Annotated in this window: 26 protein-coding genes and 1 tRNA gene; 16 read left to right on the forward strand and 11 right to left on the reverse strand. The window is 64.8% G+C overall.

Annotation, left to right across the window (positions count from 1 at the left end):
• Positions 1 to 127: 127 nt before the first annotated feature.
• Together J2X92_RS09130 and greB are read left to right on the forward strand one after the other, a co-directional pair.
• A complete protein-coding gene (locus tag J2X92_RS09130; protein WP_307575087.1) occupies positions 128 to 574 on the forward strand; it encodes a hypothetical protein in 447 nt (148 codons plus the stop codon).
• Positions 575 to 599: 25 nt separating this feature from the next.
• Positions 600 to 1,175 carry a transcription elongation factor GreB gene (gene greB, locus J2X92_RS09135; RefSeq protein WP_307575089.1) on the forward strand — a complete coding sequence of 192 codons (576 nt, stop codon included), beginning with the start codon at positions 600 to 602 and terminating at the stop codon, positions 1,173 to 1,175.
• An 11-nt stretch (positions 1,176 to 1,186) separates the two neighbouring features.
• Here the strand turns inward: greB and J2X92_RS09140 are convergent, their stop codons facing one another.
• From J2X92_RS09140 to J2X92_RS09155, 4 genes are all read right to left on the reverse strand, one after another.
• Positions 1,187 to 3,442, reverse strand: coding sequence for a RelA/SpoT family protein (locus tag J2X92_RS09140; protein ID WP_307575090.1), 2,256 nt, complete (start codon positions 3,440 to 3,442; stop codon positions 1,187 to 1,189).
• Positions 3,443 to 3,535: 93 nt separating this feature from the next.
• On the reverse strand, positions 3,536 to 3,739 hold the full coding sequence (rpoZ, locus tag J2X92_RS09145) for a DNA-directed RNA polymerase subunit omega (protein WP_021009011.1): 204 nt from the start codon (positions 3,737 to 3,739) through the stop codon (positions 3,536 to 3,538).
• Between the two features lie 32 nt (positions 3,740 to 3,771).
• Positions 3,772 to 4,392: a guanylate kinase gene (gene gmk / locus J2X92_RS09150; protein WP_015867099.1), complete on the reverse strand. Its 621-nt coding sequence runs from the start codon at positions 4,390 to 4,392 to the stop codon at positions 3,772 to 3,774.
• 8 nt (positions 4,393 to 4,400) lie between these two features.
• Entirely contained in the window at positions 4,401 to 5,315 is a 915-nt protein-coding gene (locus tag J2X92_RS09155; protein WP_307575093.1) for a YicC/YloC family endoribonuclease, read from the reverse strand.
• Positions 5,316 to 5,407: 92 nt separating this feature from the next.
• Here J2X92_RS09155 and J2X92_RS09160 point away from each other — a divergent pair, with 92 nt between their 5' ends.
• The 6 genes from J2X92_RS09160 (at position 5,408) to J2X92_RS09185 (ending at position 10,153) form a co-directional block, all read left to right on the forward strand.
• Positions 5,408 to 6,415, forward strand: a complete 1,008-nt coding sequence (locus J2X92_RS09160; RefSeq protein WP_055802752.1) for a serine/threonine protein kinase — start codon at positions 5,408 to 5,410, stop codon at positions 6,413 to 6,415.
• The gene (locus J2X92_RS09165) at positions 6,412 to 7,317 is read left to right on the forward strand and encodes a PP2C family protein-serine/threonine phosphatase (RefSeq protein WP_307575095.1); all 906 of its coding nucleotides are present in this window, start codon (positions 6,412 to 6,414) and stop codon (positions 7,315 to 7,317) included. Before J2X92_RS09160 ends, J2X92_RS09165 begins: the two co-directional genes overlap by 4 nt.
• A gap of 108 nt (positions 7,318 to 7,425) precedes the next feature.
• Positions 7,426 to 8,157: a ribonuclease PH gene (rph, locus tag J2X92_RS09170; RefSeq protein WP_307575096.1), complete on the forward strand. Its 732-nt coding sequence runs from the start codon at positions 7,426 to 7,428 to the stop codon at positions 8,155 to 8,157.
• 13 nt (positions 8,158 to 8,170) lie between these two features.
• Entirely contained in the window at positions 8,171 to 8,770 is a 600-nt protein-coding gene (locus tag J2X92_RS09175) for a non-canonical purine NTP pyrophosphatase (RefSeq protein ID WP_055802758.1), read from the forward strand.
• A gap of 4 nt (positions 8,771 to 8,774) precedes the next feature.
• Positions 8,775 to 10,034, forward strand: a complete 1,260-nt coding sequence (hemW, locus tag J2X92_RS09180; protein WP_307575098.1) for a radical SAM family heme chaperone HemW — start codon at positions 8,775 to 8,777, stop codon at positions 10,032 to 10,034.
• A 31-nt stretch (positions 10,035 to 10,065) separates the two neighbouring features.
• Positions 10,066 to 10,153: transfer RNA gene (locus J2X92_RS09185), tRNA-Ser, on the forward strand.
• A 61-nt stretch (positions 10,154 to 10,214) separates the two neighbouring features.
• Here J2X92_RS09185 and J2X92_RS09190 read toward each other — a convergent pair.
• Positions 10,215 to 10,610, reverse strand: a complete 396-nt coding sequence (locus tag J2X92_RS09190; RefSeq protein WP_307575100.1) for a hypothetical protein — start codon at positions 10,608 to 10,610, stop codon at positions 10,215 to 10,217.
• A gap of 1,045 nt (positions 10,611 to 11,655) precedes the next feature.
• Between J2X92_RS09190 and J2X92_RS09195 the strand changes: the two genes are divergently transcribed.
• From J2X92_RS09195 to J2X92_RS09205, 3 genes are read left to right on the forward strand one after another with little or no spacing between them, the layout of a single operon-like run.
• On the forward strand, positions 11,656 to 12,957 hold the full coding sequence (locus J2X92_RS09195) for an HlyD family efflux transporter periplasmic adaptor subunit (protein ID WP_307575102.1): 1,302 nt from the start codon (positions 11,656 to 11,658) through the stop codon (positions 12,955 to 12,957).
• 29 nt (positions 12,958 to 12,986) lie between these two features.
• Complete coding sequence (locus J2X92_RS09200; RefSeq protein WP_307575103.1) at positions 12,987 to 14,318, forward strand: hypothetical protein; 1,332 nt, start codon at positions 12,987 to 12,989, stop codon at positions 14,316 to 14,318.
• Positions 14,306 to 17,719 (forward strand): efflux transporter outer membrane subunit, encoded by a 3,414-nt coding sequence (locus J2X92_RS09205; protein ID WP_307575105.1) that lies wholly within the window; start codon positions 14,306 to 14,308, stop codon positions 17,717 to 17,719. The genes J2X92_RS09200 and J2X92_RS09205 overlap by 13 nt, the downstream gene beginning before the upstream one ends.
• A 45-nt stretch (positions 17,720 to 17,764) precedes the next feature.
• On the opposite strand, the gene J2X92_RS09210 is transcribed toward J2X92_RS09205, so the two are convergent.
• Complete coding sequence (locus J2X92_RS09210; protein WP_307575106.1) at positions 17,765 to 18,043, reverse strand: HU family DNA-binding protein; 279 nt, start codon at positions 18,041 to 18,043, stop codon at positions 17,765 to 17,767.
• Between the two features lie 309 nt (positions 18,044 to 18,352).
• Between J2X92_RS09210 and J2X92_RS09215 the strand changes: the two genes are divergently transcribed.
• Together J2X92_RS09215 and J2X92_RS09220 are read left to right on the forward strand one after the other, a co-directional pair.
• A complete protein-coding gene (locus tag J2X92_RS09215; protein WP_307575107.1) occupies positions 18,353 to 18,499 on the forward strand; it encodes a hypothetical protein in 147 nt (48 codons plus the stop codon).
• 48 nt (positions 18,500 to 18,547) lie between these two features.
• Positions 18,548 to 18,805, forward strand: coding sequence for a hypothetical protein (locus J2X92_RS09220; RefSeq protein WP_307575108.1), 258 nt, complete (start codon positions 18,548 to 18,550; stop codon positions 18,803 to 18,805).
• Between the two features lie 8 nt (positions 18,806 to 18,813).
• Here J2X92_RS09220 and J2X92_RS09225 read toward each other — a convergent pair whose 3' ends face one another.
• Together J2X92_RS09225 and J2X92_RS09230 are read right to left on the reverse strand one after the other, a co-directional pair.
• Positions 18,814 to 20,823, reverse strand: a complete 2,010-nt coding sequence (locus J2X92_RS09225) for an AsmA family protein (protein ID WP_373424814.1) — start codon at positions 20,821 to 20,823, stop codon at positions 18,814 to 18,816.
• Positions 20,824 to 20,943: 120 nt separating this feature from the next.
• Positions 20,944 to 21,390, reverse strand: coding sequence for a universal stress protein (locus J2X92_RS09230; RefSeq protein ID WP_307575111.1), 447 nt, complete (start codon positions 21,388 to 21,390; stop codon positions 20,944 to 20,946).
• Between the two features lie 166 nt (positions 21,391 to 21,556).
• On the opposite strand from J2X92_RS09230, the gene J2X92_RS09235 reads away from it, so the two are divergent.
• Positions 21,557 to 22,096 carry a hypothetical protein gene (locus J2X92_RS09235; RefSeq protein WP_307575113.1) on the forward strand — a complete coding sequence of 180 codons (540 nt, stop codon included), beginning with the start codon at positions 21,557 to 21,559 and terminating at the stop codon, positions 22,094 to 22,096.
• Between the two features lie 15 nt (positions 22,097 to 22,111).
• On the opposite strand, the gene ureG is transcribed toward J2X92_RS09235, so the two are convergent.
• From ureG to ureE, 3 genes are read right to left on the reverse strand one after another with little or no spacing between them, the layout of a single operon-like run.
• Positions 22,112 to 22,762, reverse strand: coding sequence for an urease accessory protein UreG (gene ureG, locus J2X92_RS09240; protein WP_028259178.1), 651 nt, complete (start codon positions 22,760 to 22,762; stop codon positions 22,112 to 22,114).
• Between the two features lie 18 nt (positions 22,763 to 22,780).
• Positions 22,781 to 23,476 (reverse strand): urease accessory protein UreF, encoded by a 696-nt coding sequence (locus J2X92_RS09245; protein WP_307575114.1) that lies wholly within the window; start codon positions 23,474 to 23,476, stop codon positions 22,781 to 22,783.
• Positions 23,477 to 23,489: 13 nt separating this feature from the next.
• Positions 23,490 to 24,098, reverse strand: a complete 609-nt coding sequence (ureE, locus tag J2X92_RS09250) for an urease accessory protein UreE (RefSeq protein ID WP_307575116.1) — start codon at positions 24,096 to 24,098, stop codon at positions 23,490 to 23,492.
• Positions 24,099 to 24,162: 64 nt separating this feature from the next.
• Here ureE and J2X92_RS09255 point away from each other — a divergent pair, with 64 nt between their 5' ends.
• Together J2X92_RS09255 and J2X92_RS09260 are read left to right on the forward strand one after the other, a co-directional pair.
• Complete coding sequence (locus tag J2X92_RS09255) at positions 24,163 to 24,387, forward strand: AbrB/MazE/SpoVT family DNA-binding domain-containing protein (RefSeq protein ID WP_093023691.1); 225 nt, start codon at positions 24,163 to 24,165, stop codon at positions 24,385 to 24,387.
• Positions 24,384 to 24,776, forward strand: coding sequence for a type II toxin-antitoxin system death-on-curing family toxin (locus tag J2X92_RS09260; RefSeq protein ID WP_307575118.1), 393 nt, complete (start codon positions 24,384 to 24,386; stop codon positions 24,774 to 24,776). The genes J2X92_RS09255 and J2X92_RS09260 overlap by 4 nt, the downstream gene beginning before the upstream one ends.
• Positions 24,777 to 24,786 lie beyond the last annotated feature (10 nt).

Raw genomic sequence — 24,786 nt, forward strand, 5'->3', positions numbered from 1 at the left:
GATCTTCTAGGCCATTTTCTTTTGGGTCATCGCAACTGATGGGGCGATGGGCACGGCGCTCCAAGCCGAAGCACGCTCATGCGCATGGGGCTAAAGTTCAGCCCAGTCATACAACGCGCAGGGCACCATGAGCATTTCGGCAAAGCGGCTTGCACTCCAGTTCCTCATGTTGTCTTCGGCAGCAGGTGCGGCATCGGCAGGGACCATCACCTGCATTCCGGGCGCGAGCAACGGCCCTGCGTCGCCCTTCAACTGGGTCCGCAGGATTTCCATCGACGAGCACTCCCGCACCGTCAACCTGGACGTCGTCCGTTCCCGGACCAAAGACACCGAAACCATGGGGAAAATGAGGGCCGACCTCGTGAGCATGGAAGACAGCCAGACGGGGGAGCCGGTCTATGTTTTCAATTCCATTCCCACGGCCGGGACCGAGGTCACGCACCTCTTCAGGCTATTCAAGGCGGGCGAGTGGCGGCTCATCAGTGCCGCCGTTGCTGTCGCGAGCAAGGTGCCCGCGCTGAGAGCAGTCGAGCAAGGCGTGGTCTTCGACTGCAAGCGCTCGGACATGGGTTGAGGAAAGTTGATTCGGAGCTTCTACCGTGAGCAAAGCATTCACCAGGGAAACCGACACCGACGCCGACGATGATGACGGCGACGGCACTGCCCCCGCATTGCCCAGCGGCAGCAAGAACTACATGACGCCTGCCGGCTATGCCCGGCTGCGCGACGAATTGCTCCAACTGATGGACGAAGAGCGCCCAAAGGTGGTGGAGGCCGTGCACTGGGCTGCCAAGAATGGCGACAGATCGGAAAACGGCGACTATCTCTACGGCAAGAAGCGGCTGCGCGAAATCGATCGGCGCATCCGTTTTCTCACCAAGCGGCTCGAGATCGCCGAGGTCACCGATCCTTCGGTGCACCATGGCAGCGACCAGGTCTTTTTTGGCGCCACGGTGCGCTATGTCGACGAGACCGGCAACGAGCGCAGCGTGACTATCATGGGCATCGACGAAGCCGACAGCGCCCAATCGCAGGTCAGCTGGATTTCTCCCATTGCGCGGGCGCTGCTCAAGTCACGCGAAGGCGACGTCGTGAAGCTGGTGACGCCGGGCGGCACGCACGAGGTGGAGTTGCTGTCGGTCAGCTACCCGGCCCCAGGGTCGGGCACGGCGTAGCCGGGGGTTCTTCAGGCTGCGGGAACCGTTCGCGCAGCCGTCAGTACCGAAGCAGTTCGACGCGCCGCGCGCAAGACGGCATCGAGGTGGGTCCGGTCGCGCACGGCAATCACGAAGCGCAGGTCGGTCGAATCCTGCGGTGTCTCGTCGGCCATCTCCACGTGTGTGATGTCGGCTTCGGCATCAGCCAGCGTCGCGGCGACGCGGGCCAGGACGCCCTTGTCGTTGCGCACGGTGATGACCACGCCGGTCTCGAAGGCGCGGGTGGGTTCGTCCGCCCATTCGACCGCGAAGAAGCGCTCGCTGTCCTTGTGGCGCAGGCGCTGCCCGACGCCGCAGCTTTCGGTGTGCACCACCAGGCCTTCGCCATGCCCGAGGTAGCCGACGATCTCGTCGCCCGGAATGGGCCGGCAGCACAGCGCAAAGCGCACCGACGAGTTCTCGCTGCCATCCAGCGTGACGGCGCCTTGCGAGATGGTTTCGTGCGAAATGAAGCGCTCGCGACTCAGCAGCAGCGCATCCGGCCGCTCGCCCAGTTCGGACAGCATGGCCACCAGTCGCTTTGCAACGATGCTGGCAATCCGCTTGCCCAGGCCGATGTCGGTCAGCAGTTCGGCGCGGGTGCGGTTGCCGGTGAAGCGCAGCAGCTTGTCCCACAGCGCCTGGTGTTCGGCGTCGTCCGCCGGCAGCTTGCTGAGGCCCTCGGCGCGCAGCGCCTGAGCCAGCAGCTTTTCGCCGAGGCCTTCGGATTCCGCGTGGGCCAGGGTCTTCAGGTAGTGGCGGATCTTGGAGCGCGCGCGGCCGGTTCGCACGAAGCCGAGCCATGCCGGGTTGGGCGTCGATACAGGGGCCGTGATCACCTCGACCACGTCGCCGTTCTTGAGCTCGGTGCGCAGCGGCACCTGGTCGCCGTTGATGCGGGCGGCCGAGGTGTGGTCGCCGATGTTGCTGTGAATGGCGTAGGCAAAGTCGACCACGGTGGCGCCGCGTGGCAGCGCCAGGATCTGGCTCTTGGGCGTGAACACGTAAACCGCATCCGGGAAAAGGTCGACCTTGACGTGGTCCCAGAACTCGGCGGCATCGCGGGTTTCGTCCTGGATGTCGAGCAGCGACTGCAGCCACTTGGTGCCGAGCCTGTCGTTGCTGGCCGCATTCGGCTCTGCGGCCTTGTAGAGCCAGTGCGCCGCAACGCCCGATTCGGCCACCACGTGCATGGCCTCGGTGCGCAGCTGAAACTCCACGTTCACGCCGGCCGGGCCCACCAGCGTGGTGTGCAGCGACTGGTAGCCGTTGAGCTTGGCGATGGCGATGTGGTCCTTGAACTTGCCCGGCAGCGGCTTGTACATCTGGTGCAGGATGCCAAGGCCGGTGTAGCAGGCGATCACGTTCGGCACGATCAGGCGAAAGCCGTAGATGTCGGTCACCTGGGCAAAGCTCAGGTGCTTTTCTTCCATCTTGCGGTAGATCGAATAGAGCGTTTTTTCGCGTCCCGCGATGCGCAGCGTCATGTTGGCGTTGGCAAAGGCGGTCTCGACCTCGCGCTGCACCTTATGAATCAGGTCGCGGCGGCGCCCACGCGCCCTGGCCACGGCCTTCGACAGGGTGGCGTAGCGCCAGGGTTTCAGGTGGCGGAACGACAGCTCCTGCAGTTCGCGATACGTCTGGTTCAGACCCAGCCGATGCGCGATGGGCGCATAGATTTCGAGCGTTTCGCGCGAAATGCGGGCCCATTTTTCACGCGGCGCATCGTCGAGCGTGCGCATGTTGTGCGTGCGGTCTGCCAGCTTGACCAGAATGACGCGCACGTCGCGCGCCATGGCCAGCAGCATCTTGCGGAACGATTCGGCCTGATTCTCTTCGCGAGTATTGAACTGCAGCTTGTCCAGCTTGGTGAGCCCGTCGACCAGTTCGGCCACCGGGGCTCCAAAGCGCTCGATCAGTTCCGGCTTGGTAACCCCGCAATCCTCGATGGCATCGTGCAGCAGCGCGGCCATCAGCGCCTGGGCGTCGAGCTTCCATTCGGCGCATTGCGCCGCCACCGCGATCGGGTGGGTGATGTACGGTTCGCCGCTGTTGCGCAGTTGGCCCAGGTGGGCCTCGTCGGCAAAGCGGTAGGCGCGGCGTACCAGCTCGGTGTCTTCGGAACTCAGATAATCGAGGCGTGCCGTCAAGGCGGCAAAGCTTGCGGCGGCCGCGTTCAGCGCCGCCGGGCTAGGCTTCGGCGTGCCCGAAGGGGCATGGGACTGATGTTTGGCAACCGCGCTCATGGCTACCACTTTAGCGTGACCGCTGTATGGACGCGTCCAGACGTAAAAAAAGCACCGCTTTGCGGTGCCTTTTCGTTGCAGGGGGGCGTCAGATCAGCCCGGTACCTTCTTGAGCATTTCGATGCCGATCTTGCCTTCGGCGATCTCGCGCAGGGCGGTCACGGCCGGCTTGTTCTTGCTCTCGATCTTGGGCGCGTGGCCTTGGCTCAGCATGCGCGCACGGTATGTGGCGGCCAGAACCAGCTGGAAGCGGTTAGGGATCTGAAGCAGACAATCTTCGACGGTGATGCGGGCCATGATGAGAATCTTTCGGTCGGGTGAGCAGGAAATCAGGGGATGTTCAGGGCGGCGAATGTGTCGGCACGTGCGCGGCGCTGTGCAGAATACCGAAGCCGCTGAGCGTGGACGATCGCCTTGAGATCGAAAAGCGCGCGCTCAAATAACTCGTTGATTATAACGAAGTCGAATTCCCCCGCCCGGGCCATTTCTTCCGCGGCATTCTTGAGGCGCAGTTCGATGACGGCGGCGCTGTCTTCGCCGCGGCGCTCCAGCCGCGAGCGCAATTCCTCCCAGCTGGGCGGCAGGATGAAGATCATGACCGCGTTGGCAAAGGTCTTGCGGATCTGGATCGCGCCCTGGAAGTCGATTTCCAGGATGACGTCGGCCCCCTGGGCGATCCGCTCTTCGATGGCTTTCTTGGAGGTGCCATACCGGTGGCCGTGCACATGGGCCCATTCCACGAAGCCATCGGCGGCGATCATGGCGTCGAATTCGGATGGGGAGGTGAAAAAGTACTCCCGGCCGTGCTTTTCCTGGCCGCGCGGTGGCCGCGTGGTGTGGGAAACCGAGGGCTGGACGGCCGTGTCCAGCTCCATGAGCGCCTTGACCAGGCTCGACTTGCCGGCACCGCTTGGTGCCGCGACGACAAAAATGTTGCCCGGATAGTCCATTCGCTCGCTCATTCGATGTTTTGTACCTGTTCGCGCATCTGCTCGATCAGGACCTTCATGTCCACGCCAATGCGGGTGAGCTCCAGCGCGGCCGATTTGGAGCCCAGTGTATTGGCCTCACGGTGCAGCTCCTGGATCAGGAAATCCAGCCGCTTGCCGATTTCGCCGCCCTTTTTGAGCAGCCGCTCGATTTCGTCGAGGTGCGAATTCAGGCGCGTGAGCTCCTCCGCCACGTCGATGCGAATGGCAAAGGCGGTGGCCTCGTTCAGCGCTCGGTCCTGAGCCGCCTCCGGAAGGGTGCCGCCGGTGAGGCCCATGGCCTCCTGCCAGCGTTCCAGGAAACGCGCCCGCTGCTGCTCGACCAGCTGCGGAATCAGCGGACCGGCCTGTTCGACCAGCGTACGCAGCTGGGCCAGGTGGGCCTCCAGCATCTTGGCGAGCCGTGCGCCTTCGCGCTGGCGGGCGGACATCAGGGCGTCCAGCGCCTTGCCGGTCACGTCGAGCAGGTCGCTGCCCCAGTCGCCACGGGCGGCACTGTCGCCGCCGGCAAGGCGCAGCACGTCGGCCACGCTCAAGTCACGAGCGCTGGGCAGCCAGGCCTTGATGCCGTCCTGCACACCGTTGAGCCGCTGCAGCAGCTTGACGGAGGGCTCGACGACACCTGCCTGGGCGGTGTTCTCGATGGCGGCCCGCACTTCGACCTTGCCGCGCTTGAGCTTGCCCGTGAGCAGCTCGCGCAGCGCGGTTTCATGCTGGCGCAGTTCCTCCGGCAATTTGAAGGTGAGGTCGAGGAAGCGGCTGTTGACCGAGCGGATCTCGACCCCGAGTCGCCCCGCGGCGGTAGGCCGTGCTTCGGCTTCGGAGTGGCTGCCAACGGGGCCGTTCTGGCCACTGGCATAGCCGGTCATGCTGTAAACTGGCATTGCGCCTCACTGTGGTTTTTGCTTGCATGCACCGAGGCGTCGGCATGGCGTTCGCTTGCCGCACCATCGCCTTCGGGCGAAACTCCCGGATTATGTCAAAGGTCAAGCCTTCGCCCCTGCTGCCCGATACGGTCATTGGCGGTTACCGCATCGTTCGCCGCCTTTCCGCAGGCGGTTTTGGCGTTGTCTATCTCGCCATAGACCCCAGCGGACAGCAGGTTGCCGTCAAGGAATACCTGCCGTCCTCGCTCGCCACGCGCGGGCCGGGCGAGCTCACGCCCGAGGTTCCGCCCGAAAAGCTCTCCCTCTACCGGCTCGGCCTGAAGAGCTTTTTCGAGGAAGGCCGCTCGCTCGCGCAGATCTCGCATGCCTCGGTGGTCAGCGTTCTCAACTTTTTCAGGGAGAACGAGACCGTCTACATGGTCATGAACTACCTGGAGGGCGCGACCCTGCAGGACTTCGTCGTGACCGCGCGCGACCTGAAAAAGCCCAAGGTTTTCCGGGAATCGACCATCCGGTCGCTTTTCGACGAAATTCTGCGGGGCCTGCGAATCGTGCACCAGTACAAGATGCTGCACCTGGACATCAAGCCAGCCAACATCTTCGTCACCGACGAAGACCGCGCGGTGCTGATCGACTTTGGCGCCGCGCGCGAGGTGCTCAGCAAAGAGGGCATCTTCATCCGGCCGATGTACACCCCCGGTTTTGCAGCCCCCGAGATGTACCGGCGCGATTCGTCCATGGGCCCCTGGACCGACATCTACGCCATTGGCGCCTGCATCTACGCCTGCATGCAGGGCTACCCGCCCAACGACGCCCCGCGCCGCATCGAGAAAGACCGGCTCAGCCTGTCGCTGTCTCGCCTGCGCGGCGTGTATTCCGACAACCTCATCGAAGTGGTCGAGTGGTGCATGTCGCTCGATCCGCTCTCGCGGCCGCAGTCTGTTTTTGCGCTGCAAAAAGAACTGAGCCGCGAAGGCGAGCGGCGCTACACCAAGCTCACCGTTGGCGAGAAGGTGCGGCTTTCATTCGACAACATCCGCTCCTTCGATAAGAAGGCCCTGCCCAGGGCGGCGGCACCTACGACGCGTCCGGCATGAAATTCTCCGTATTCCAGGTCAGCCGCAAGGGCGGCCGTCTCAAGAACGAAGACCGCATGGGCTATTGCTACACGCGGGAGTCGGGCCTTTTCGTGCTGGCCGACGGCATGGGTGGCCACCCCGAGGGCGAGGTTGCGGCCCAGCTGGCATTGCAGACCATTGCGGCGCTTTATCAGCGCGAAGCGCGCCCCACCGTCAAGGACGCCAAGGCCTTCCTGGCCGAATCGGCCATGGCTGCGCACCAGCAAATCATGCGGTACGCGAGCCACAAGGCCATGCTCGATACGCCCCGCACCACCGTGGTCGCGGCCCTGCTGCAGGGCACCACGGCTACCTGGATGCATTGCGGCGATTCGCGCCTTTACGTGGTTCGCGACGGCCGCCTGCTGACGCGCACGCGCGACCATTCGCACGCCGAACGCCCGCGCCCGCAAGGCTCGGACATGCCGGTCAACCGCAACCTGCTGCTCACCTGCCTGGGCTCGCCGACCACGCCGCTGTTCGATATTTCTGCTCCGCTGCAACTGCAGCGCGGCGACCGCATCATGCTGTGCTCGGACGGCGTGTGGGGCGTGCTCGACGACGCCGTCATCGTGCACACGCTGTCTTCCGACAAGCCGGTGTCCGATGCGGCGCCCGACCTCGCCGAAATGGCGCTTCGCAAGGGTGGCGCCCACAGCGACAACGTGACGCTCATCGCGCTCGAATGGGAACAGCCCGACTCGACGCGCGAAGAGCGCGGCGTTTCGACAGAGACTATCGACGACGGCGTTTTTGCATCCACCATCCAGGCCGGCATGCCTTCGGACGGCGAGATCGAAGACATGGACGAAGACGCCATCGAGCGCTCGATTGCCGAGATCAACGAGGCCATTCGCCGCTCTGCGGCAAAGAAGATTTGATTACCGGGTGTGCCGCGCCTTGCGCAGCCGCCCACACTCGAGACCGGCTCCACAGCACGACGGGCCGATGAGTTCCGTTTTTTCCATTTCCACGCACCCTTCACACAAATGACTGCTTTCACACGAAGCGGCGGCCGCGCCGCCGACCAGCTGCGCCCGGTGCGCATCACCCGCGGCTTCACCATCCACGCCGAGGGCTCGGTGCTCATCGAGTTCGGCCAGACGCGCGTGCTGTGCACAGCCTCGGTCGAAGAGCGCGTGCCGCCGCACAAGCGCGGCAGCGGTGAAGGCTGGGTCACGGCCGAATACGGCATGCTGCCGCGCGCCACCCACACGCGCAGCGACCGCGAGGCCGCCCGCGGCAAGCAAAGCGGCCGCACGCAGGAAATCCAGCGCCTCATCGGCCGCTCGATGCGCGCCGTGTTCGACCTGGCTGCGCTGGGCGAACGCACCATACACCTTGACTGCGACGTGCTGCAAGCCGATGGCGGCACCCGCACCGCGGCGATCACCGGCGCATTCGTTGCCGCGCAAGACGCCGTCAACAAGCTGCTGGCCGCCGGCACGATCCCCGCATCGCCCATCAGGGGCCACGTGGCCGCCATTTCAGTCGGCATCGTCGCCGGCACGCCGCTCCTGGACCTGGAATACACCGAAGACTCGGCCTGCGACACCGACATGAACGTCGTCATGACCGGCGCCGGCCATTTCGTCGAAGTGCAAGGCACCGCCGAAGGCGCCGCGTTCTCGCGCGAAGAGATGAACATCCTCCTCGGTCTGGCTGAGAAGGGCATTGGCGAACTGATCGTGCTGCAGCAGCAGTCCCTCGAGTCGAAGTAACTAAGTAGTGGCGATGAAACTGGTTCTGGCCTCCAACAACGCCGGCAAGCTTGCCGAACTCCAGCAGCTGTTTGCGGAGTTGGCCGTCACGCTCGTGCCCCAGTCGGCATTGGGCGTGGGCGAGGCCGAGGAACCGTTTCGCACCTTCGTCGAAAACGCCCTGGCCAAGGCCCGTCATGCCAGCGCCGCAACCGGCCTGCCCGCCATTGCCGACGACGCCGGGCTTTGCGTCGACGCCTTTGGCGGCTTGCCGGGTGTCGACACCGCCTTCTATGCCACGCAGTTCGGCTATGCCAAGGGCGACGCCAACAACGTCAAGGCCCTGCTGGAGCAGCTCGACGGCGTGGTCAACCGGCGCGCCGCACTCGTCAGCACGCTGGTCGCGCTGCGCGGGCACGACGACCCCGAACCCCTCATCGCCGTCGGCCGCGTGGTCGGCGAAATCACCAAGGCGCCCATCGGCGACAACGGCTTTGGTTTCGATCCCGTCATGTATTTGCCCGGCTTCGGCAAGACCTTTGCGCAGCTGCCGCCCGAGGTAAAAAACGCCAACAGCCACAGGGGCCAGGCGGCGAAAGCCATGCTGGCCCTGATGCGCGAACGCTGGTTCTGACCCAATGGCCACTGTGTTTCCCATTCAGCCGGCACAAGCCGCGGGCGCGCCGCAGGCCAACGACGTGCTGCACTGGATGCGGCCTGGCCCGCTGCAGCTTGCTGCGCTGCCGCCCTTGTCGCTCTACATCCACCTGCCCTGGTGCCTGCGCAAGTGCCCCTATTGCGACTTCAATTCGCACGAGTGGCGCGCCACCAGCGAGGCCGAGGCCGAAGGCATTCCCGAGGCCGCCTACCTCGATGCGCTCATTGCAGACCTGGACGCCGCGCTGCCGCTCATCTGGGGCCGCACCGTCCACACCATCTTCATTGGCGGCGGAACGCCCAGCCTCTTTTCGCCCCAGGCCATCGACCGCCTTCTGGGCGACGTGCGCGCCCGCCTCAAGCTCACGCCCGACTGCGAGATCTCGCTCGAAGCCAACCCCGGGACCTTCGAGCGCAACCGCTTTCGTGCCTACCGCAGTGCAGGCGTCACGCGCCTGTCGGTCGGTGTGCAGAGCTTCAACGATGAGCACCTGAAGGCGTTGGGCCGCGTGCACGATCGCGCACAGGCAATTGCCGCCGTCGAAGAGGCCGCGAGCGCATTCGACACCTTCAACCTCGACCTGATGTACGCCCTGCCGGGCCAGACGATCGAGGGCCTGGATGCCGACCTGACCCAGGCGCTGGCGCTCGCGCCGCCGCACATCTCGGTGTACCACCTCACCATCGAACCCAACACCTGGTTCGCCAAATTTCCGCCGGCCTTGCCCGAAGACGACGTGGCCTACGCCATGCTCGACCGCATCACCGAGCGCACCGCCGCCAGCGGCATGTCGCGCTACGAGGTTTCAGCCTACGCGCGCCCCGGCCACACCTGCGCGCACAACCTCAACTACTGGCAGTTTGGCGACTACCTTGGCATTGGCGCCGGCGCCCACAGCAAGCTCAGCTTTGCCCATCGCATCGTGCGCCAGGTGCGCTTTCGCGAACCGCGCCTGTACATGGACAACGCACGCGCAGGCGCCGCCGTGTCGCAGAGCGAAGAAGTCGCACTGGCCGACCTGCCGTTCGAGTTCATGCTGAACGCGCTGCGCTTGAAAGAAGGCTTCACGCTGCCTCAGTTCTGCGAGCGCACCGGGCTAGCCATGACCAGCATCCAAAAAGGGATGGAAGAAGCCGAGCGCAAGGGCCTCATCGCGCGTGACCTGCACCGCGTGTGGCCCACCGAGCGCGGGCTGGATTTTCTGAGCGACTTGCAGACGCTTTTCCTGCCCGAGGGTTGAGGGCGCAGGTCAGCATAAAATCGACGGTTCCGGAGAGTTGGGTGAGTGGTTTAAACCAGCAGTCTTGAAAACTGCCGACGAGAAATCGTCCGTGAGTTCGAATCTCACACTCTCCGCCAAATCTGCCACTGCGCGCAACAGCACTTCGAAGCCGAAGCGCCGGCCGCCCACTTCGCCCCGCTACTCAAACCGTATCTCCGCCACCGTAGGCGCATTCGGCGCCCGCGTATCGGCATTCGCAAGGGCGCCGTCCCTCTCGTTGCGGAACCAGTAGCGGCAGCCGGTTCGCGCAATCATCGTCACGCACATGGAGCCGTCGGGGTTGAAGAACCACTTGCCAGAGGCCTTGCCAGGCCCGCTCCGGTTGGCAAATTCGACGCGGCCGTCCGGATAGAACTGCCAGCGCGAGACCATGCCGGTCGAAAGATTGCTTGAAACGATGGGCTTGCCGATCAAGGTGCTCTCGATCTCGGCCCTGTTCAGATACACGCGGTCATGGGTGGGTGCCGGCTCTCCGGAGATGGCGGGAACGGCAGCAACGCATAGCAGCGTGCGGATGGCGTAGCGCGTGAACATGACATGCCCTTCTGACGTTGCCGGAAACGTCACTCGGATGGGGCAAGCTCGACCAAACGTTGGTCCGCCGCACTGAGGTGTGCGCGGCGGCGAAGGGTTTGCTTCGACAAGTCTGCTCAGCTAATCATTTCCTCGGGTAGTGGGCGGCTGGCATTCAGCCGAATCGGACAAGCATCGGGGCGTGTACTGCTCTTCAATTGCGTTACATGGCATTAACTAAAAAGCGCTAAGTCCTTGCGCACTGGACGCAGTCCGTGCGCGCGAGGAGACGTGCTGTGCGCTGCTTTCCACTGCCGCGTCAAGTGGCTGTGGCCAGGGAGCGTCGACAAAGGCGGTGTTTGTTTGCATCAGTGACACGACCTGTACTCCGGTGGCCCCTCGGTGAATGGCCGAAGAGCGATGTGGGGTGCGATTGGAAGCGACTTGGCAGGGCGTTCCGGACCGCGGGAGAGCACTATGAAGCCAAGCGCGCCAATGCTTGTATGGCCTTGTGTCGGGGGTACCGCGGGAGCCCTTAAAAGAACCGCTCCGGATGCCGCCAGTTCAGCTCGCACGGCGACCGGCAAAGAGCTTCCTGACCCGCTTGCCCCGACCCGGGCGTTGTCGAAAAACCTCAGAGTCGATCAGGATCGTTACCGGATATGTTCGGCCGTCCGCCGCACGTGACCCAGCCCCGCAGAACGCGGAACTTTCGCGCGACGACGATTCCGTGCTCACCTCTTCGCAAGCTCATTGGGCGGACTCAAAACCCGGCGGGGTTGCCTGCCGGGCGAAACCTTTCGTTGTCAACACGGCCGAATCCGACGGCGACGTAGGACCTTCGCTCGACCGAATGGTCGGTCAGTATGTGAAGTCTGCACATCTTGTTGCTCACCGAAGCAGTGTGAATTCGGGTTTAGCCGTACCTTTGTATTGCACTGCAGCATTGCGGACGCGGCGGCCCTCGAGGCGCCGGCAGCTCCGTTCGGGCTACAGGCAAGTTCCCTTTCATTCATGGATGTTGCGCCGGTCTTCGGCGCACGCCTTTCGCATCAAGAGGTGGGGTATGCGTGTGTCGAAACTGCCTTCATTTGTTTTTCCCCGCGGCGATCGCCGCACTGGCAGCGCGAGGGCCCGTCGGGTTCCGCGCGGCCCTCATCGAGGCCGCCAGGCGGGCGCCTTCGTTCCCAAGCTGGCGGCTTATGCGCTGTTGGCCTTCGTGCTGTGGCTGATGGTGGCCACACTGGTTCAGCCGCTGTTGTCTTCGCAGGCCACGCGGGCGGTGCTGCAGGCGCCTGTCGGCCTGATCACGTCGCCAATCAATGGCGTGGTGTCGCAGATGGTGGTGCATGCGCGTGACGTGGTGGAGCCCGGCACCGTGGTGGCGACCGTGCGCAACCCGACGGTGAGCCAGGAGATCCTCACGACGCTGCGTTCGCAGCATCTCGCGCTGCAGAGCCAGCTGGCGCAATTGGGCAACCAGTTCAAGGCCGACAACCAGGAGATGAGGTCGGTCGGGCAAGAGGCCACGGTTCACCGCGAGGCATCCGTGGCGCAAGCCTGGGAAGCCTGGCAAATTGCGCGGCGCCAGCGCGACGTGGCGCACAGCATGGTCGAAGAGCAAGAGAACAAGGTCAAGACGAACCAGGCCTTGCTCGAGCAGGGCGCCATCAGCGAGCAGGTGATGAACGCGTCGATGGCGCAGCTGAACACTGCGCGCGCCAATGCGGCGGTGGCGGAGCAGGCCTTTGCAGGGCAGGCGCAGACCGTGGCCAGCGCAGGCCAGGGGGCGTTTGTGGGCACGGGTGGCAACAGCCTTTTCCAGACGCTCGCAAGCCGGCGCGAAGTGCTGCGCAACAGCGTCGGCCGCGCACAGCAGGACGGCGCCGCCATCCTCCAGCAGCTCAAGCAGGTGATCCAGCTCGAAGACGAAGAGCGGCGCCGTGTCGAGAAGCTGTCCTCTTACGAAATCAAGGCCGCGCAGGCGGGGCAGGTTCACTCGGTGCTCGCACCTGAAGGCGCGTACGTCACGGCGGGTGCCTCACTGGTGCGCGTGACCGATTGCAGCCGGCTGGGCGTGGTGGCGGTGTTTCCGGCGCGTGTGGCCAAGCGCCTGAGCATCGGCTCGGCGCTCGACGTCACCCTCACCGAAAACGGCGCCGCGGTGCCGGCGCGCGTGGAGCAGTTGCTGCCGGTGGCATCTGAAGAATTGCAGAGCACCTACAGCGTGCCGTTCCCCTTTGCCGAACAGGGCTCGATCTATGCGGTGGCGCGCATCGAGGCCAAGGACGTGTCGTCCGCCGCAACCGCCGCAGGCAGCAACTTGTGCGCGCCAGGCAAGGTGGTCACGGCCACCCTCAAATCCTGAGCGCGGACGTGCCCGCTTCGAAAGGAAACATGCAGCTCTTCCCGTTCACCCGGACTCTGGCGCATTGCGCCGTGGCATCGGTGGCCTTGGCGCTGCCGGTGTCCGCGGCCTTGGCCCAACAGCCTCGGCAGGCCGGCAGCGCCGTGCAGAAAGAGCTCGCGCGGCAGAGCTGCGATGGCCTGCGGCGGGCTGTGGCGGAGGATCAGAAAGGCGCCGCGTCGGGGCCGCTGTTCCTTGCCAGCTACCGGCTGGCCGACCCGAAGCAAGGCACGCCGCTGGAGCCTGCGCTGGTGGGCGCGGCCTTCACGTATGACAACGCACTGGCCGGCATTGCGTTGCTGGCATGCGGCGACACCGCATCGGCCAAGCGCATCGGCGACGCCGTGGTGCGTGCGATGGAGCGCGACCCGAACGCGGCCGACGGACGTGTGCGCAACGCCTACCGCGCGGGTCCGATGACGGAGGACAAAGCCGCGCTGCCGGGGCGTTGGGACACGGCCAAGAATCAGTGGATCGCCGACGCCTACCAGGTGAGCACCGCAACCGGCAACGTGGCTTGGGCCGCCTTGCTGCTGCTGAACTTGAACGAGGCCGAACCATCGCCCGCCTATCTGGCGAATGCACGCAAGCTGCTCGGCTGGATCGAGCAGCGCACGCGCGCCAAAAATGCGCCCGACGGCTACAACGGCGGCTGGTATGGCTGGGACAACGCGCAGCGCGCGCAGACCTGGAAGTCGACCGAGCACAACATCGACATCGCGATGACAGCTGCATGGGCGGCGCGTGCAGCAGGCGGGCAGGCCGACGCGGAGCGCCAGCAGGCGCGCACCGCGCTCGAGTTCGTGCGCCGCATGTGGAACCCGTCGGAGCAGCGCTTCTACATCGGCACCAAGGAAGACGGCGCCACCATCTCCACCGAGAGCTCCGGCCTGGACGCGCAACTGTGGCCGTTGCTCGCCGCGCCCGAAGGCTCATGCGCCTGGACGCGCGGGCTAGATTGGGTGGAGAAGAACCATCGCTCCGGCGAGGGCTACGGCTTCTCGCGCAACCCTGACGGCATCTGGACCGAGGGCACCGCACAAGCCGCTGCAACCCTGGTGGCGCGCAAGGGCTCGGCGCCCGAAGCCTTGTGGCAACTGCTGGCGTCGCAGCGCGCCGGCAACGGCCTGTATTACGCAACGCCCAGTGCGCGCATTTCCACCGGCCTGGCCATTGGCCCGGACTCGGCGGGTGCCGACTTTTTCTACTACCGCTGGCCCCACCTCGGCGCCACCGCCTGGATCGCGCTGGCCGCGGCGGGCTTCAACCCCTTTACCGGCAAGACCACTGCCGCAGGAGCTGCTTCACCATGTCCCACCTGATTGCCACACCGGAGTTCCAGCTCAACGCACTTGTTGCGGGGCTCGCACTTCTCCTGATGACATGGGGGCGGGTCCAGCGCGCCTCCGATCGCATGCTGTTCGGCGGGCTCACGGCGCTGCTGTTGATGCGGTATGCGATATGGCGCGTGGTCGCCACCATGCCGCCTTCGGACCTGGGCTTTGAAACCTTGTTCGCGTGGGTGTTCCTCGCCTTCGAGCTCACGGCCATCATCTACACGCTGATGTCCATCCACATGCTGGTGCGGCGGCGCGACAACCATGCGCTGGCCGACCGCGGTGAAGCCGAGCTGCGGCGCCTGGGTGCCAAGGTGCCGGCGGTGGACGTCTTCATCTGCACCTACAACGAAGAGCTGGCCGTGCTGGAAAAAACCATCATCGCCGCACAGGCCATCGACTATCCGCAGGTGAAAGTCTGGGTGCTCGACGACACGCGGCGCGACTGGCTGCGCGACTATTGCGAGCGCAAGGGCGTGCACTATGCGCGGCGGCCCGACAACAGCCACGCCAAGGCCGGCAATCTCAACAACGGGCTGCGCATCTCGGCGGACGTGACCAACGCGCCATACATCCTGGTGCTCGATGCCGACTTTGCGCCGCAGCGGCAGATCATCTATCGCATGCTGGGCCTTTTCGCAGACCGCAAGGTGGGGCTGGTGCAGACGCCGCAGTTCTATTACAACGCCGACCCCATCCAGCACAACCTGCGCGCCACCGACAGCTGGGTCGACGAGCAGCGCGTGTTCTTCGACGTGCTGCAGCCCGCCAAGGATGCGGTGGACTCTGCGTTCTGCGTGGGCACATCGTTCATCGTGCGGCGCGACCTCATCACTGCCGCAGGCGGCTTCCCCGTGGGCAGCGTGTGCGAAGACATTCACACCACCTTCTTGCTGCTTCGGCATGGCCACATCACGCGCTGGCTGGGCGAGCGGCTTTCGAACGGCTTGTCGGCCGAGAGCATCATCGACTACATCAACCAGCGCAGCCGGTGGTGCCTGGGCACGGTGCAGCTCGCGCTCCTGCCCCAGGGGCCGCTGCGCGGCAGGGGCTACACCTTCTCGGCGCGGATGCATTTCTTGCACGGCCTGCTGCACTGGCTCGGCAAGCCTTTCATGGCGCTGATCATGCTGGCGCCTGCGCTGTACTGGTATGCGGGCGTCTCGGTCTTCCATGCCTCGCCGCAAGCATTTGCCGCCTACGGGCTGCCGCCGCTCGTGATGTTCTGGGCCTACAGCTACTGGATCAGCGAGCGGCGCTGCCTGCCCGTGTTCAGCGAGGTGAGCCAGCTGGTCGCGGCCATGGCGGTCACCAGCACGCTCGCGAGCGCCATGCTGCGTCCCTTCGGCCGGCCTTTCAAGGTGACGAACAAGGGGCTCGATCGTTCGAAGACGGTGGTGCATTGGAAATTGGTTGCCATGTTCGGCGGGCTGCTGGTGGCTCTGCAGCTCGGCGGCGCATCGGTGGCCTTGAGCGGCGAGGCTCTCACGCCGGGCGACCAGCTCAACCTGGTGTGGACCGGCATCGCACTGCTGCTGTGTCTGGCCGCGCTCATGGCCTGCGTCGACTTGCCACGGCCGGAGCAGGAAGAGCGCTTCCCTTGGCGCGCGCGCACCCGGGTCCGCACCGCGGCGGGCGAGGGCGAGGCCCGCTTCGTCAACATCGCGGCGGACGGGGCTCTGGTGGAAGCCAAGGCGCCGCTGAAGCGCCTGCGCGTAGGTCAGCCGCTGGAGGTGTACGTCGATTCCGTGGGCTGGCTACCGGCGCGCCTTGCCCGCAAAAGCTCCGCGGGCGCAGAGTTGCGCTTCGACGCCACTTCCGAGGCACAGCGCGAGCAATTGGTGAGCCACGTGTTCACCGTGCCGCCGAGCCATGTCGCCGTTCAGGTGAAGCCGTGGCGCGCCGCTTCGGCATTGCTCGAGAGTGCGGGATTCGGCGCGCCCGGAGCGGGCTTCATGCGCCTCTTTCTGCGACTGTTCCTGCTGGTGATCGCAACCTGCGTGGTGTTGGTGGTGAGCGGATGCAACCTCACGCCGCCTATGAAGCAGCCAGACCTGACCGTGCCCACGCAATGGCCGGCCGGCACCGCGGCGCCAAGCGCCGAGCCAGTGGACTGGCGCAGTTTCGTGCAGGACGACGAACTGCGCGGGCTGATTGACACCGCTCTCAAGCAGAACCGCGACCTGCGCGTCTACGCTGCGAAGGCACGCGAGGCTCGCGCCGTTTATGCCGGAACCCGCGCTTCGCTGTTCCCGCAGATCGGCCTTTCGGGCCACGCTCAGCGCGCGCAGACCACGCCGCAGGGCTCGCTCAGCCCAATCGGCAACGTACCGACCAACGGAGGCGTGTCCAACAGCTTCGACGTGCAGGCGGGCGTGACTTCGTACGAGCTCGACTTCTTCGGCCGCCAGCAGAGCACGGCGCAGCAAGGTGGCGCCCTGGCCGAAGCAGGCGACAAGGACTACGCGGCCGCGCGCATGAACTTGGTGGGCGAGGTGTCGAATGCATACCTCACGCTGCGCGCCGACCGCGCATTGCTCGCGCTGGCGAATGCCAACGAAGGCGGGCTTTCCTCCAACGCCGACATGATCGGCCGCGCCAAGGCGGCCGGCGGCGCCGCGCAGCTCGACGTCTATCGTGCGCAATCGCTGTTGCAGAACGCGCGCGTGCGGCAAGAGGAATACCGCATGCGCGTGGCGCAGGATCTTCAGTGGTTGAACGTGCTGGTCGGCCAGCCGGTGCCACCGGACACAGGCAGCGCACGGCCTTGGCCCGAGCGCTCGACGGCCCCGGTGACCGCAGGCCTGCCGTCCAGCTTGCTGCAGCGCCGACCCGACTTGCTGGCCGCCTATTCGCGGGTCGAGGCCGCCAATTCGGGCGTCGGTGCGGCCAAGGCTGCGATGCTGCCGACCATCTCGCTCACGGCCTTGGCGGGCGGCATCAGCGGGGACTTGTCTTCGCTATTGAGCAGCGGCAACAGGAGCTGGGCTGGCGTGCTCGGTGTGTCGCTGCCGATTTTCGACTGGGGTCGCCGCTCGGCCAACATCACCGCCAACGAAGAGCGGCTCGCAGCCGCCATGTCGTCGTATGAATACGCGGCGCAAGTGGCCTTCCGGGAGACCGCCAATGCGCTGATTGCCGACGACCACCTGCGTCCGCAGTTGGAGGCGCAGCAGACCCGTGTGCAGTCGCTTGAAAAAGTGGCCAGCATTTCGCGCACGCGCTTTCGCAGCGGCCTGGAAGATTACTTCTCGAGCCAGGATGCCCAGCGCGAACTCTATGCCGAGCAACAGCAGCTGATCGAACTGCAGCTCAAGCAGGCCGTGAACATGGTCAACCTGTACAAGGCGCTCGGAGGTGGGTGGAGCAGCAGCGCGCAGGGTTAAGCGAATGCGCGCCGCCGGTCTCAGGTCAGAGGCTGGGCTGAAGGATCAGGCCGCGTTGATGGCGTCCTTCAGCGCCTTGCCCGCGGCGAACTTGGGACTCTTGCTGGCCTTGATGGTGATTGGCTGGCCGGTGGATGGATTGCGGCCGGTGCGTTCGGCACGGCTTGCAACGGTGAAGGTGCCAAAGCCGATCAGCTGGACAGACTCGCCGCGCACCAGGGCGCGCGAGAGTTGCTCGAGCGCCGAATCGAAAGCGCGGCCGGCGTCGGCCTTGCTGAGGTTCGTGTCTTCTGCGATGGCGGCAATGAGTTCGGTCTTGTTCAAAACAGGGGTTCCTTTTCAGTAGAACAGTTGTGGAAATCTAGGAATGACAGCACGCGAGTTTGACGGAAGTGCGCCGCGCAATTTTCTATTGACGAATGTCTCTGATCGTCTATCGAATGGATCGCACATTCGCAAGTGCGTGAAGTACTGGGCAGAGTTGCATCTTAGATACCCCTGCCGGCATAAACAAAACCCGAGCGTGAAACAGTTCCTGGAAAAATGTTATGGCGCAAACTATCTTGGCGCCATTGTTGACGACGGCACCAGGCCGCTCGCAACGGCGCACCACAATTTCAACAAGGAGCCCCCATGAAAAAAACTGCTGCCACCCTGATGTTCGCCTTTGTCATGTCTTTGCTCATGAGCGGCTGTGTGGTTCCGGTCTACGAGGGAGGAGGCGGGCAAAAAGGTGGAAACTTCTGCCCGCCCGGACAAGCCAAGAAAGGCAATTGCTGAACCCGGACAAGCCTGAAGCCTTGAGCCATCCGTGCTTCCGCGCGACCCATGAACAATCCCGAACCCCCCGCCTATCTGATCCGGAACTGGCGGGGGACATTGATGGCCGCGCTGGTCGGCCTTTTGATCGCGCTCGCAATGGCCATGAAATGGCTTGTCGAATTTCAGGTTGGAGCGGCAGAGGAACGCCGCTCGCTCGAAGCCATTGCACGCGCAGCGCAAATGCGCTGCTTCGAGCTCGCATCTCATCGCGCCACCGAGGCATGCCGAGCGGCTCTCGAGGCCAAGCGCGGGTCCGCGCCCTGAAGCAATAGTCACTGCCGACGCAGCTTTGCCGGCCGCACGGCGGGTGCCTGCGGCTTCTTGCTTGCTTGAGCTTCCAGCGGCGCACACCCTGCGAACTCCTGCGTACCCACGTTCAACAAGGGCAGCAGTGCGGCCACCGGTGCCGCCACTGCACCCAGCGCCACCGCTGCGCCTAGCTTGAGTGCCACCGCTCCCTTGTCGACGCCCACGTCGGGATTCTTGAGCGTGCCCTTGACGTACAGCGGCGAGCGAAGCGAGAGAACGCGCAACGCCTTGTTTCGCGGCTGAATCTCCAGCGCAAGTTGTTCGTTCGACAGGTTGATGAGTCCCGTAACCTCGATGACCGATTCGTCGGTATCCAGAACAAATGAGCGGGTCTGCATGACGCCCTGCGTCACCTTGAAGTCGCTGGCCAGGCAGTTGAGCTGAACCTGCTTGTCGCCGAAGAGCTGGGTCGCCACCACGTTGCCGATGTTCAGCCCCATGGCTTCGAGCAGAAATTTGCTCATGGTGCCCTTGCTCACCAGGGCTTTCACCTCGCCGTTGGAAGTGCCCAGCAAAGCCGCGATCGAGTTGCCCGATGCCGACAGTGCCGCGTCGCCGCCCACTTCGCCCAGGCTGGCACGCATCGTGTCTAGGGTTGGAAAGAGCTCCTTGATCTTGAGCTTGCGCGCCGACAGCTGCAGGTTCGCTCGAATGGGATTTTGCCGGCCGTCGAGCCTTGCCGTTGCGGCCAGCGTGCCGCCCGCGACGCCAAAGCTGAGCGGCGTGAGCGAAAGCACGCTGTCCTCCAGATGCAGGTCGGCCACCAGGCTTTCGATGGGCAGGTCCTTCGCATGCAGGATCTTGCGGCTCGAAAACTTCACGTCCGCATCGATGCTGCCCCAGCTTGCCGTGTCGAACTTTTCCACCGGCAGCACCTTGTCCGCCGGCTGCACGGCAGGCGCACCCCGCTTGGCCTTGCTCGCGTTGGAGTCCGCGCCGATCAACGGCGCCAGGTCCTGCAGGCGCAGCTGGTTGGATTGCACCTGACCGCGCAGCAGCGGCCGCGGCTGCCGGGAAATGTATTCCAGTGTGCCCGCAATGTCGCTCGCACCCACGCTGCCCTTGAAGTCTTCGTACAGCCAGCGGCCGCCGGCCTTGTCGAGCTTGCCTATCAGATGGCCTTCGGTGCTGAAAGGAGGCGTGTTGGGCAGCGTGATGCCAGTGATCGGGTACAGGTGCGCCATGCTGGCGCCCGAGAGCTTGAGCCGCAGGTCGAGTGCCGCCAGCGCGTCCGGCTTGGTCAGCGTGCCGGCAACGTCGATGCGAGTCGCGCCGATCTGCACGCCGGCTTGCAGCGGGTAGGGCTTATCGTCTTTTTGCAGCGAAAGCACCGCACCGGCCTGGCCGCTTCCGCGCACCGATGTCTGCCGGAAGGTGCCACTGAGCTTCCAGCCGATGCCGTAGCCTTCTGTGCTTTCTTTCGGCAAGCTGTCGATGTCCACCTTCAGGTCGACCTTTGCGGTGGCATCCACGAGCTTTACCGTGCCGTGGCTCAGCACCAGCCGTTGCAGCTCGAGCTTCCAGAGCGATGGGGCTGCATTGCCTGCTGCCAGCGTCCAGTTGTTCCTGCCGTCGGCGGCGCGCTCGAGCGAAAGCGCCGGGCCATCGAGTTCCAGCGTGGGAATCCGGATTGTGTGGTCCAGCAAGGGCAGCGGGTTGAGGGAAAAGGTCAGCTGCTTGATCTGGGCCAGGTGCGGGCCGGTCTTTCCCCAATCGACATTGCCCAGCGTGATGTCCTGCGCCTTCAGCCGAGGCCATGGCACCCAGCGCCGCCAGCCGGTTTCAGCCTCGGGACTGTCCCACTGCAGAACCAGGTCGCCCTGGATCGCGAAGGGGCGGCCGGTCGCTTCGCTGACGCGTTGGCTGATCCAGGGTTTGGCGCGGTTCCAGTCGAAACTCGACACGACGGCGAAGCAGATGGCCACCAGGATCGACAGGACCAGCAAAGTCCAACCCGCGAGGCGGGGGAACATCGATTTCATTCAGACACCCTTGAACGGCCCTTGCGTTATGCAGCAATGCCGTGGACTGTACCTTCCGCGGTTCTGGGTAAACCCACAGGGCGGACAAGGGCTCCCATCGACGCCGTGCGGCTAGCGCAGCACGAGTACCGGAATGTGAGAGTGCGTCAGCACGTGCAGCGTCTCGCTGCCCATCAGCAGCCGTGCAAAACTGCGGCGGCCATGCGAAGCCATCACGATCAGATCGCACTGCTGGTTCTTGGCCGTCGCGATGATCGCTTCGGCCACCTGGTTGGACTTCATGACGATCGCCTGGGCACTGCGGACCCCCTTGGCAACCGCGGTGTCGCGGACCGCATCCACCAGGCGCTGGCCGCTCAGGTTGGCCTGCTCTTGCGAAGCTTCGATTTCGCGCTGGTTCAGCATCATCGAGCCTTCGAAATAACCATAAGGCTGGACGTGCACGACGTTGACGCTCACCAGTTCGGCCCGGGTCAGCACGGCAAGGTCGATGGCGGTGGCAACCGCCTGTTCGGAGAGCGAAGAGCCATCGGTGGCGACGAGGATGCGCTTGTACATGGCCGACTCCTTGGCCCCCGGCACTGCGGGTGCCTTCCCAATCCAGTCTAGGCACGGCGCAGGGGTGCTTCAAGCAAAGCAGCTTGGCTGCAGCCTCTAATCGCACATCCCGCCTTCGCTCGCGCCATACTTGCGGCTGTTCTTTCCGCCAGTGTTTCTCGTTCCCATGCCGAAGCTGCGATCCGTCGTTCTCCTGTTTTCTTCCCATTTTGTTATTCGGGCGCTTGCTGTGTGCGTGGCGGTCTTCGCCGTGCAGGCGCTGCATGCACAGGTCCTTCCGGCCGGCGTACGGCTCGGCATGTCGGCCGATGAACTGCGGGCGGCAATGCCCACGGTCCAACGCGTGCAGCGGCCGCAGCGGCTTGCCGGCGGGCTATTGGGAAGCTGGCAAGCGACGCCGGTTTCGATGGCAGGTTTGGCGTTCGAGCCGACCTTCTTCTTTGCTGGTTCGCAGCTCCAGCGCGTCGAGTTCGTCGCATCCGCGGAGGCGCTGCCCGATGGCGGATCGGTTGCATTTGCCGAACTGGTCCGGTGGGGACGCGCGGCCTTCGGCAGCGAGGTGGCATCGAACGACCCCGGTGCCGCCTATGCGGCATGGACGAGCGCCGACGCCGATGTGTACGTGCAGCACGTGCGCGACACACGCCGCGCGAGCCTGCGGCTCGTCTACAAGGCGCGGCAGGTCCGCGGCGGCAGTGAACTCTGAAGAAGAAAAAGCGGCTCAGGCCGCGGTGAGCATGCCGCGCTGTTCGATGAACGCCACCACCTCGGCCACGCCGGTGTGGGTCTTGAGGTTGGTCATCACGTAGGGGCGCTGCCGGCGCATGCGCTGCGTGTCCTGCTCCATCACGTCGAGGTTTGCGCCGACGTACGGGGCGAGATCGGTCTTGTTGATGACGAACAGATCGCTTTTGGTGATGCCGGGCCCGCCCTTGCGGGGAATCTTCTCGCCGGCGGCGACGTCGATCACGTAGATGGTCAGGTCTGACAGCTCGGGGCTGAAGGTCGCCGCAAGGTTGTCGCCGCCCGATTCGACGAACACCACGTCGGCATCGGGAAAGTCCTCGAGCATGCGGTCGATGGCCTCGAGGTTGATCGAGGCGTCTTCACGGATGGCGGTGTGCGGGCAGCCGCCGGTCTCCACGCCCATGATGCGCTCGGCCGGCAGTGCGCCGGCCACGGTGAGCAGGCGCTGGTCTTCCTTGGTGTAGATGTCGTTGGTGATGGCGATCAGGTCGTACTTGTCGCGCATCGCCTTGCAAAGCATTTCGAGCAGCGTGGTCTTGCCCGAGCCGACCGGTCCTCCGATGCCCACGCGCAGCGGCGGCAGTTTCTTGGTGCGATGAGGAATGTGGTGCAGGGCGGAGGTCATGGGCGTTGTCCGGTTCGGTCAGCTTCGAAAGAGGCGCGAGTATTGTGTTTCATGGCGGGCCGACAACACCGCCAGCAGGGGCGCAAAGGCCTGGCGCTCTTCGTCGCCGAGGCGCATCGCGTGGGCGACGGCGGCAGGGATTTCATGCGCCAGCCGCGCCAGGATGCGCTGGCCCGCGCTCTGGCCCAGCGGCACGGCCTTGACCGCCGCGGCCACCATGTTCTCGGCCCAGCCGAAGGCGAAGGCCAGGCAGCCGTCGTGTGTCGTGGCGCCGGTGCGGCTCAGCGCGAAGGCGAAGGCCACAGGGTAGCTTGCGGGCAGGTCCGCGAAGACCTCGGCCGTGTCCGCGTGGTGCAGCTTGAGCCATTCGACGAAGGAGCGGCCCATCTGCTCAGTCTGAAGGAAGAACTCGGCCGATTCGCGCGTGGCCAGAACCCATTCGTTGAGCGCGCGGATCCGTTCGGCGTCGCCCGCGCGCCAGGCCGGGATGGCTTGCGCCACGAGCGCGAGGTCACCGCGCGCGAAGCTCAAGTGCAACTGATCGGAGAGCCATTCGATGGCCTTGGTCTCCGAATCGATGCCGGCCCATTCCACTGCCGCCTCCACACCCTCCGAATAGGAAAAGCCGCCAACCGGCAGGGCCGGGGAGGCGAGCCAGATGAGCTGCAAAAGGCTTTGCGCGCCGAGTGTGTCGGCGGTCTCTTCGTCGGACATCGTCGGGGCGGATTCAGTGCGAATGGCCGTGGTGCGAGTGGTCGTGCGCACCGTCGTGGTCGTCGAGCAGTTCCGGCGCAAGGACGAGAGGCATGGGGCCCTTGCCATGCGAAAGTTCATTGTCGTGCGCGTGGTCATGGCTGTGGCCAGCCCCGTGCGAATGCTCGTGCGACCCATAAGCGCCGCCTTCGGGCTCGAAGGCTTCCTCGACCGCGACGACGATCAGGTGCATCGAACGCAGCATGTCGGCCAGTACATGGTCGGGCTCGATCTTCAGGTGGTCGGGCTTGAGCTCGATCGGCACATGCCGGTTGCCCAGGTGATAGGCCGCGCGCGTCAGGTCGAACGGCGTGCCGTGGGCCGTGCAATGCGTGATGCGCAGTACCGGCTGCGGCGCCGCGATGACGCGGACCAGCGAGCCGTCTTCGGCCACCAGCACGTCGCCGCCGCGCACCGCAGTGCCGCGCGGCAGGAACACGCCGATCTGCCGGCCCTGCGAATCGGTGGCATCGAACCGGCTTTTCTGGCGCACGTCCCAGTCGAGTTCGATCGTGGCGGCGCGCTTGAGCAGCACGGGCGCAAGGCCGCGGCCTTGGGGCATGAGTTTGTTGGCGGTGAGCATGGGGACTTGCTTTCAGCGGGAAGACGTCGATAATATAACGTCCGTTATAACTTTGGAGCCCTTCATGTCGGCACTCAAATTGACCCAGATCGGCAACTCCGTCGGGGTGATTCTTCCCAAGGAAGTGCTGGCGCGGCTCAAGGTGGAAAAGGGCGATACGCTGTTCCTGACCGAGGCTGCCAATGGGGTCACCCTGACACCGTACGACCCCGATGTCGAAGAACAGCTGAAACTGGGCCGTGAATTCATGCGCGAGTTCCGCGACACCTTCCACCAGCTCGCCAAATGAGCGTCTGGCGCTGGATCGACAGGCGCACCCTCATCCTGTTGCATGACGAAAGCCTCGCTGAGCACGGCGGGGCCTCGGGCCTTCGCGACGAAACGATGTTGCAGTCCGCGCTGTCGCGCCCGCTCCACCTTCTGAGCTACGGATCGCCCGACGTGGCCGACCTCGCGGCGGCCTACGGCGTGGGACTGGCCAAGAACCATCCGTTCGTCGACGGCAACAAGCGCGCGGCATTCCTGTCCGTCGGTCTGTTCCTTGCGCTGAACGGCCAGCGTCTGGTGGCAATGCAAGCCGAGGCCACGCTGGTGATGATCGACCTGGCGGCCAGCGCCATGGACGAAAGCAGCTTTGCCGGCTGGATCCGCGACCACATGACACCTCGTTCGGCCTGAGGCCCGCGGC

Origin of the sequence: Variovorax paradoxus (genome assembly GCF_030811855.1) — a bacterium.
GTDB classification, from domain to species: Bacteria; Pseudomonadota; Gammaproteobacteria; order Burkholderiales; family Burkholderiaceae_C; genus Variovorax; species Variovorax paradoxus_L.

Bases quoted from the DNA above. Each gene is read 5' to 3' on its own strand.
- J2X92_RS09205 (WP_307575105.1), top strand. From the start codon at position 14,306: ATGTCCCACCTGATTGCCACACCGGAGTTCCAGCTCAACGCACTTGTT.
- J2X92_RS09155 (WP_307575093.1), bottom strand. From the start codon at position 5,315: ATGCCAGTTTACAGCATGACCGGCTATGCCAGTGGCCAGAACGGCCCC.
- rph (WP_307575096.1), top strand. From the start codon at position 7,426: ATGACTGCTTTCACACGAAGCGGCGGCCGCGCCGCCGACCAGCTGCGC.
- J2X92_RS09260 (WP_307575118.1), top strand. From the start codon at position 24,384: ATGAGCGTCTGGCGCTGGATCGACAGGCGCACCCTCATCCTGTTGCAT.
- J2X92_RS09160 (WP_055802752.1), top strand. From the start codon at position 5,408: ATGTCAAAGGTCAAGCCTTCGCCCCTGCTGCCCGATACGGTCATTGGC.
- ureE (WP_307575116.1), bottom strand. From the start codon at position 24,098: ATGCTCACCGCCAACAAACTCATGCCCCAAGGCCGCGGCCTTGCGCCC.
- J2X92_RS09235 (WP_307575113.1), top strand. From the start codon at position 21,557: ATGCCGAAGCTGCGATCCGTCGTTCTCCTGTTTTCTTCCCATTTTGTT.
- J2X92_RS09140 (WP_307575090.1), bottom strand. From the start codon at position 3,442: ATGAGCGCGGTTGCCAAACATCAGTCCCATGCCCCTTCGGGCACGCCG.
- J2X92_RS09220 (WP_307575108.1), top strand. From the start codon at position 18,548: ATGAACAATCCCGAACCCCCCGCCTATCTGATCCGGAACTGGCGGGGG.
- J2X92_RS09215 (WP_307575107.1), top strand. From the start codon at position 18,353: ATGAAAAAAACTGCTGCCACCCTGATGTTCGCCTTTGTCATGTCTTTG.
- gmk (WP_015867099.1), bottom strand. From the start codon at position 4,392: ATGGACTATCCGGGCAACATTTTTGTCGTCGCGGCACCAAGCGGTGCC.
- ureG (WP_028259178.1), bottom strand. From the start codon at position 22,762: ATGACCTCCGCCCTGCACCACATTCCTCATCGCACCAAGAAACTGCCG.
- J2X92_RS09130 (WP_307575087.1), top strand. From the start codon at position 128: ATGAGCATTTCGGCAAAGCGGCTTGCACTCCAGTTCCTCATGTTGTCT.
- J2X92_RS09230 (WP_307575111.1), bottom strand. From the start codon at position 21,390: ATGTACAAGCGCATCCTCGTCGCCACCGATGGCTCTTCGCTCTCCGAA.
- J2X92_RS09175 (WP_055802758.1), top strand. From the start codon at position 8,171: ATGAAACTGGTTCTGGCCTCCAACAACGCCGGCAAGCTTGCCGAACTC.
- J2X92_RS09165 (WP_307575095.1), top strand. From the start codon at position 6,412: ATGAAATTCTCCGTATTCCAGGTCAGCCGCAAGGGCGGCCGTCTCAAG.
- J2X92_RS09200 (WP_307575103.1), top strand. From the start codon at position 12,987: ATGCAGCTCTTCCCGTTCACCCGGACTCTGGCGCATTGCGCCGTGGCA.
- hemW (WP_307575098.1), top strand. From the start codon at position 8,775: ATGGCCACTGTGTTTCCCATTCAGCCGGCACAAGCCGCGGGCGCGCCG.
- J2X92_RS09255 (WP_093023691.1), top strand. From the start codon at position 24,163: ATGTCGGCACTCAAATTGACCCAGATCGGCAACTCCGTCGGGGTGATT.
- rpoZ (WP_021009011.1), bottom strand. From the start codon at position 3,739: ATGGCCCGCATCACCGTCGAAGATTGTCTGCTTCAGATCCCTAACCGC.
- J2X92_RS09225 (WP_373424814.1), bottom strand. From the start codon at position 20,823: ATGTTCCCCCGCCTCGCGGGTTGGACTTTGCTGGTCCTGTCGATCCTG.
- J2X92_RS09195 (WP_307575102.1), top strand. From the start codon at position 11,656: ATGCGTGTGTCGAAACTGCCTTCATTTGTTTTTCCCCGCGGCGATCGC.
- J2X92_RS09245 (WP_307575114.1), bottom strand. From the start codon at position 23,476: ATGTCCGACGAAGAGACCGCCGACACACTCGGCGCGCAAAGCCTTTTG.
- J2X92_RS09190 (WP_307575100.1), bottom strand. From the start codon at position 10,610: ATGTTCACGCGCTACGCCATCCGCACGCTGCTATGCGTTGCTGCCGTT.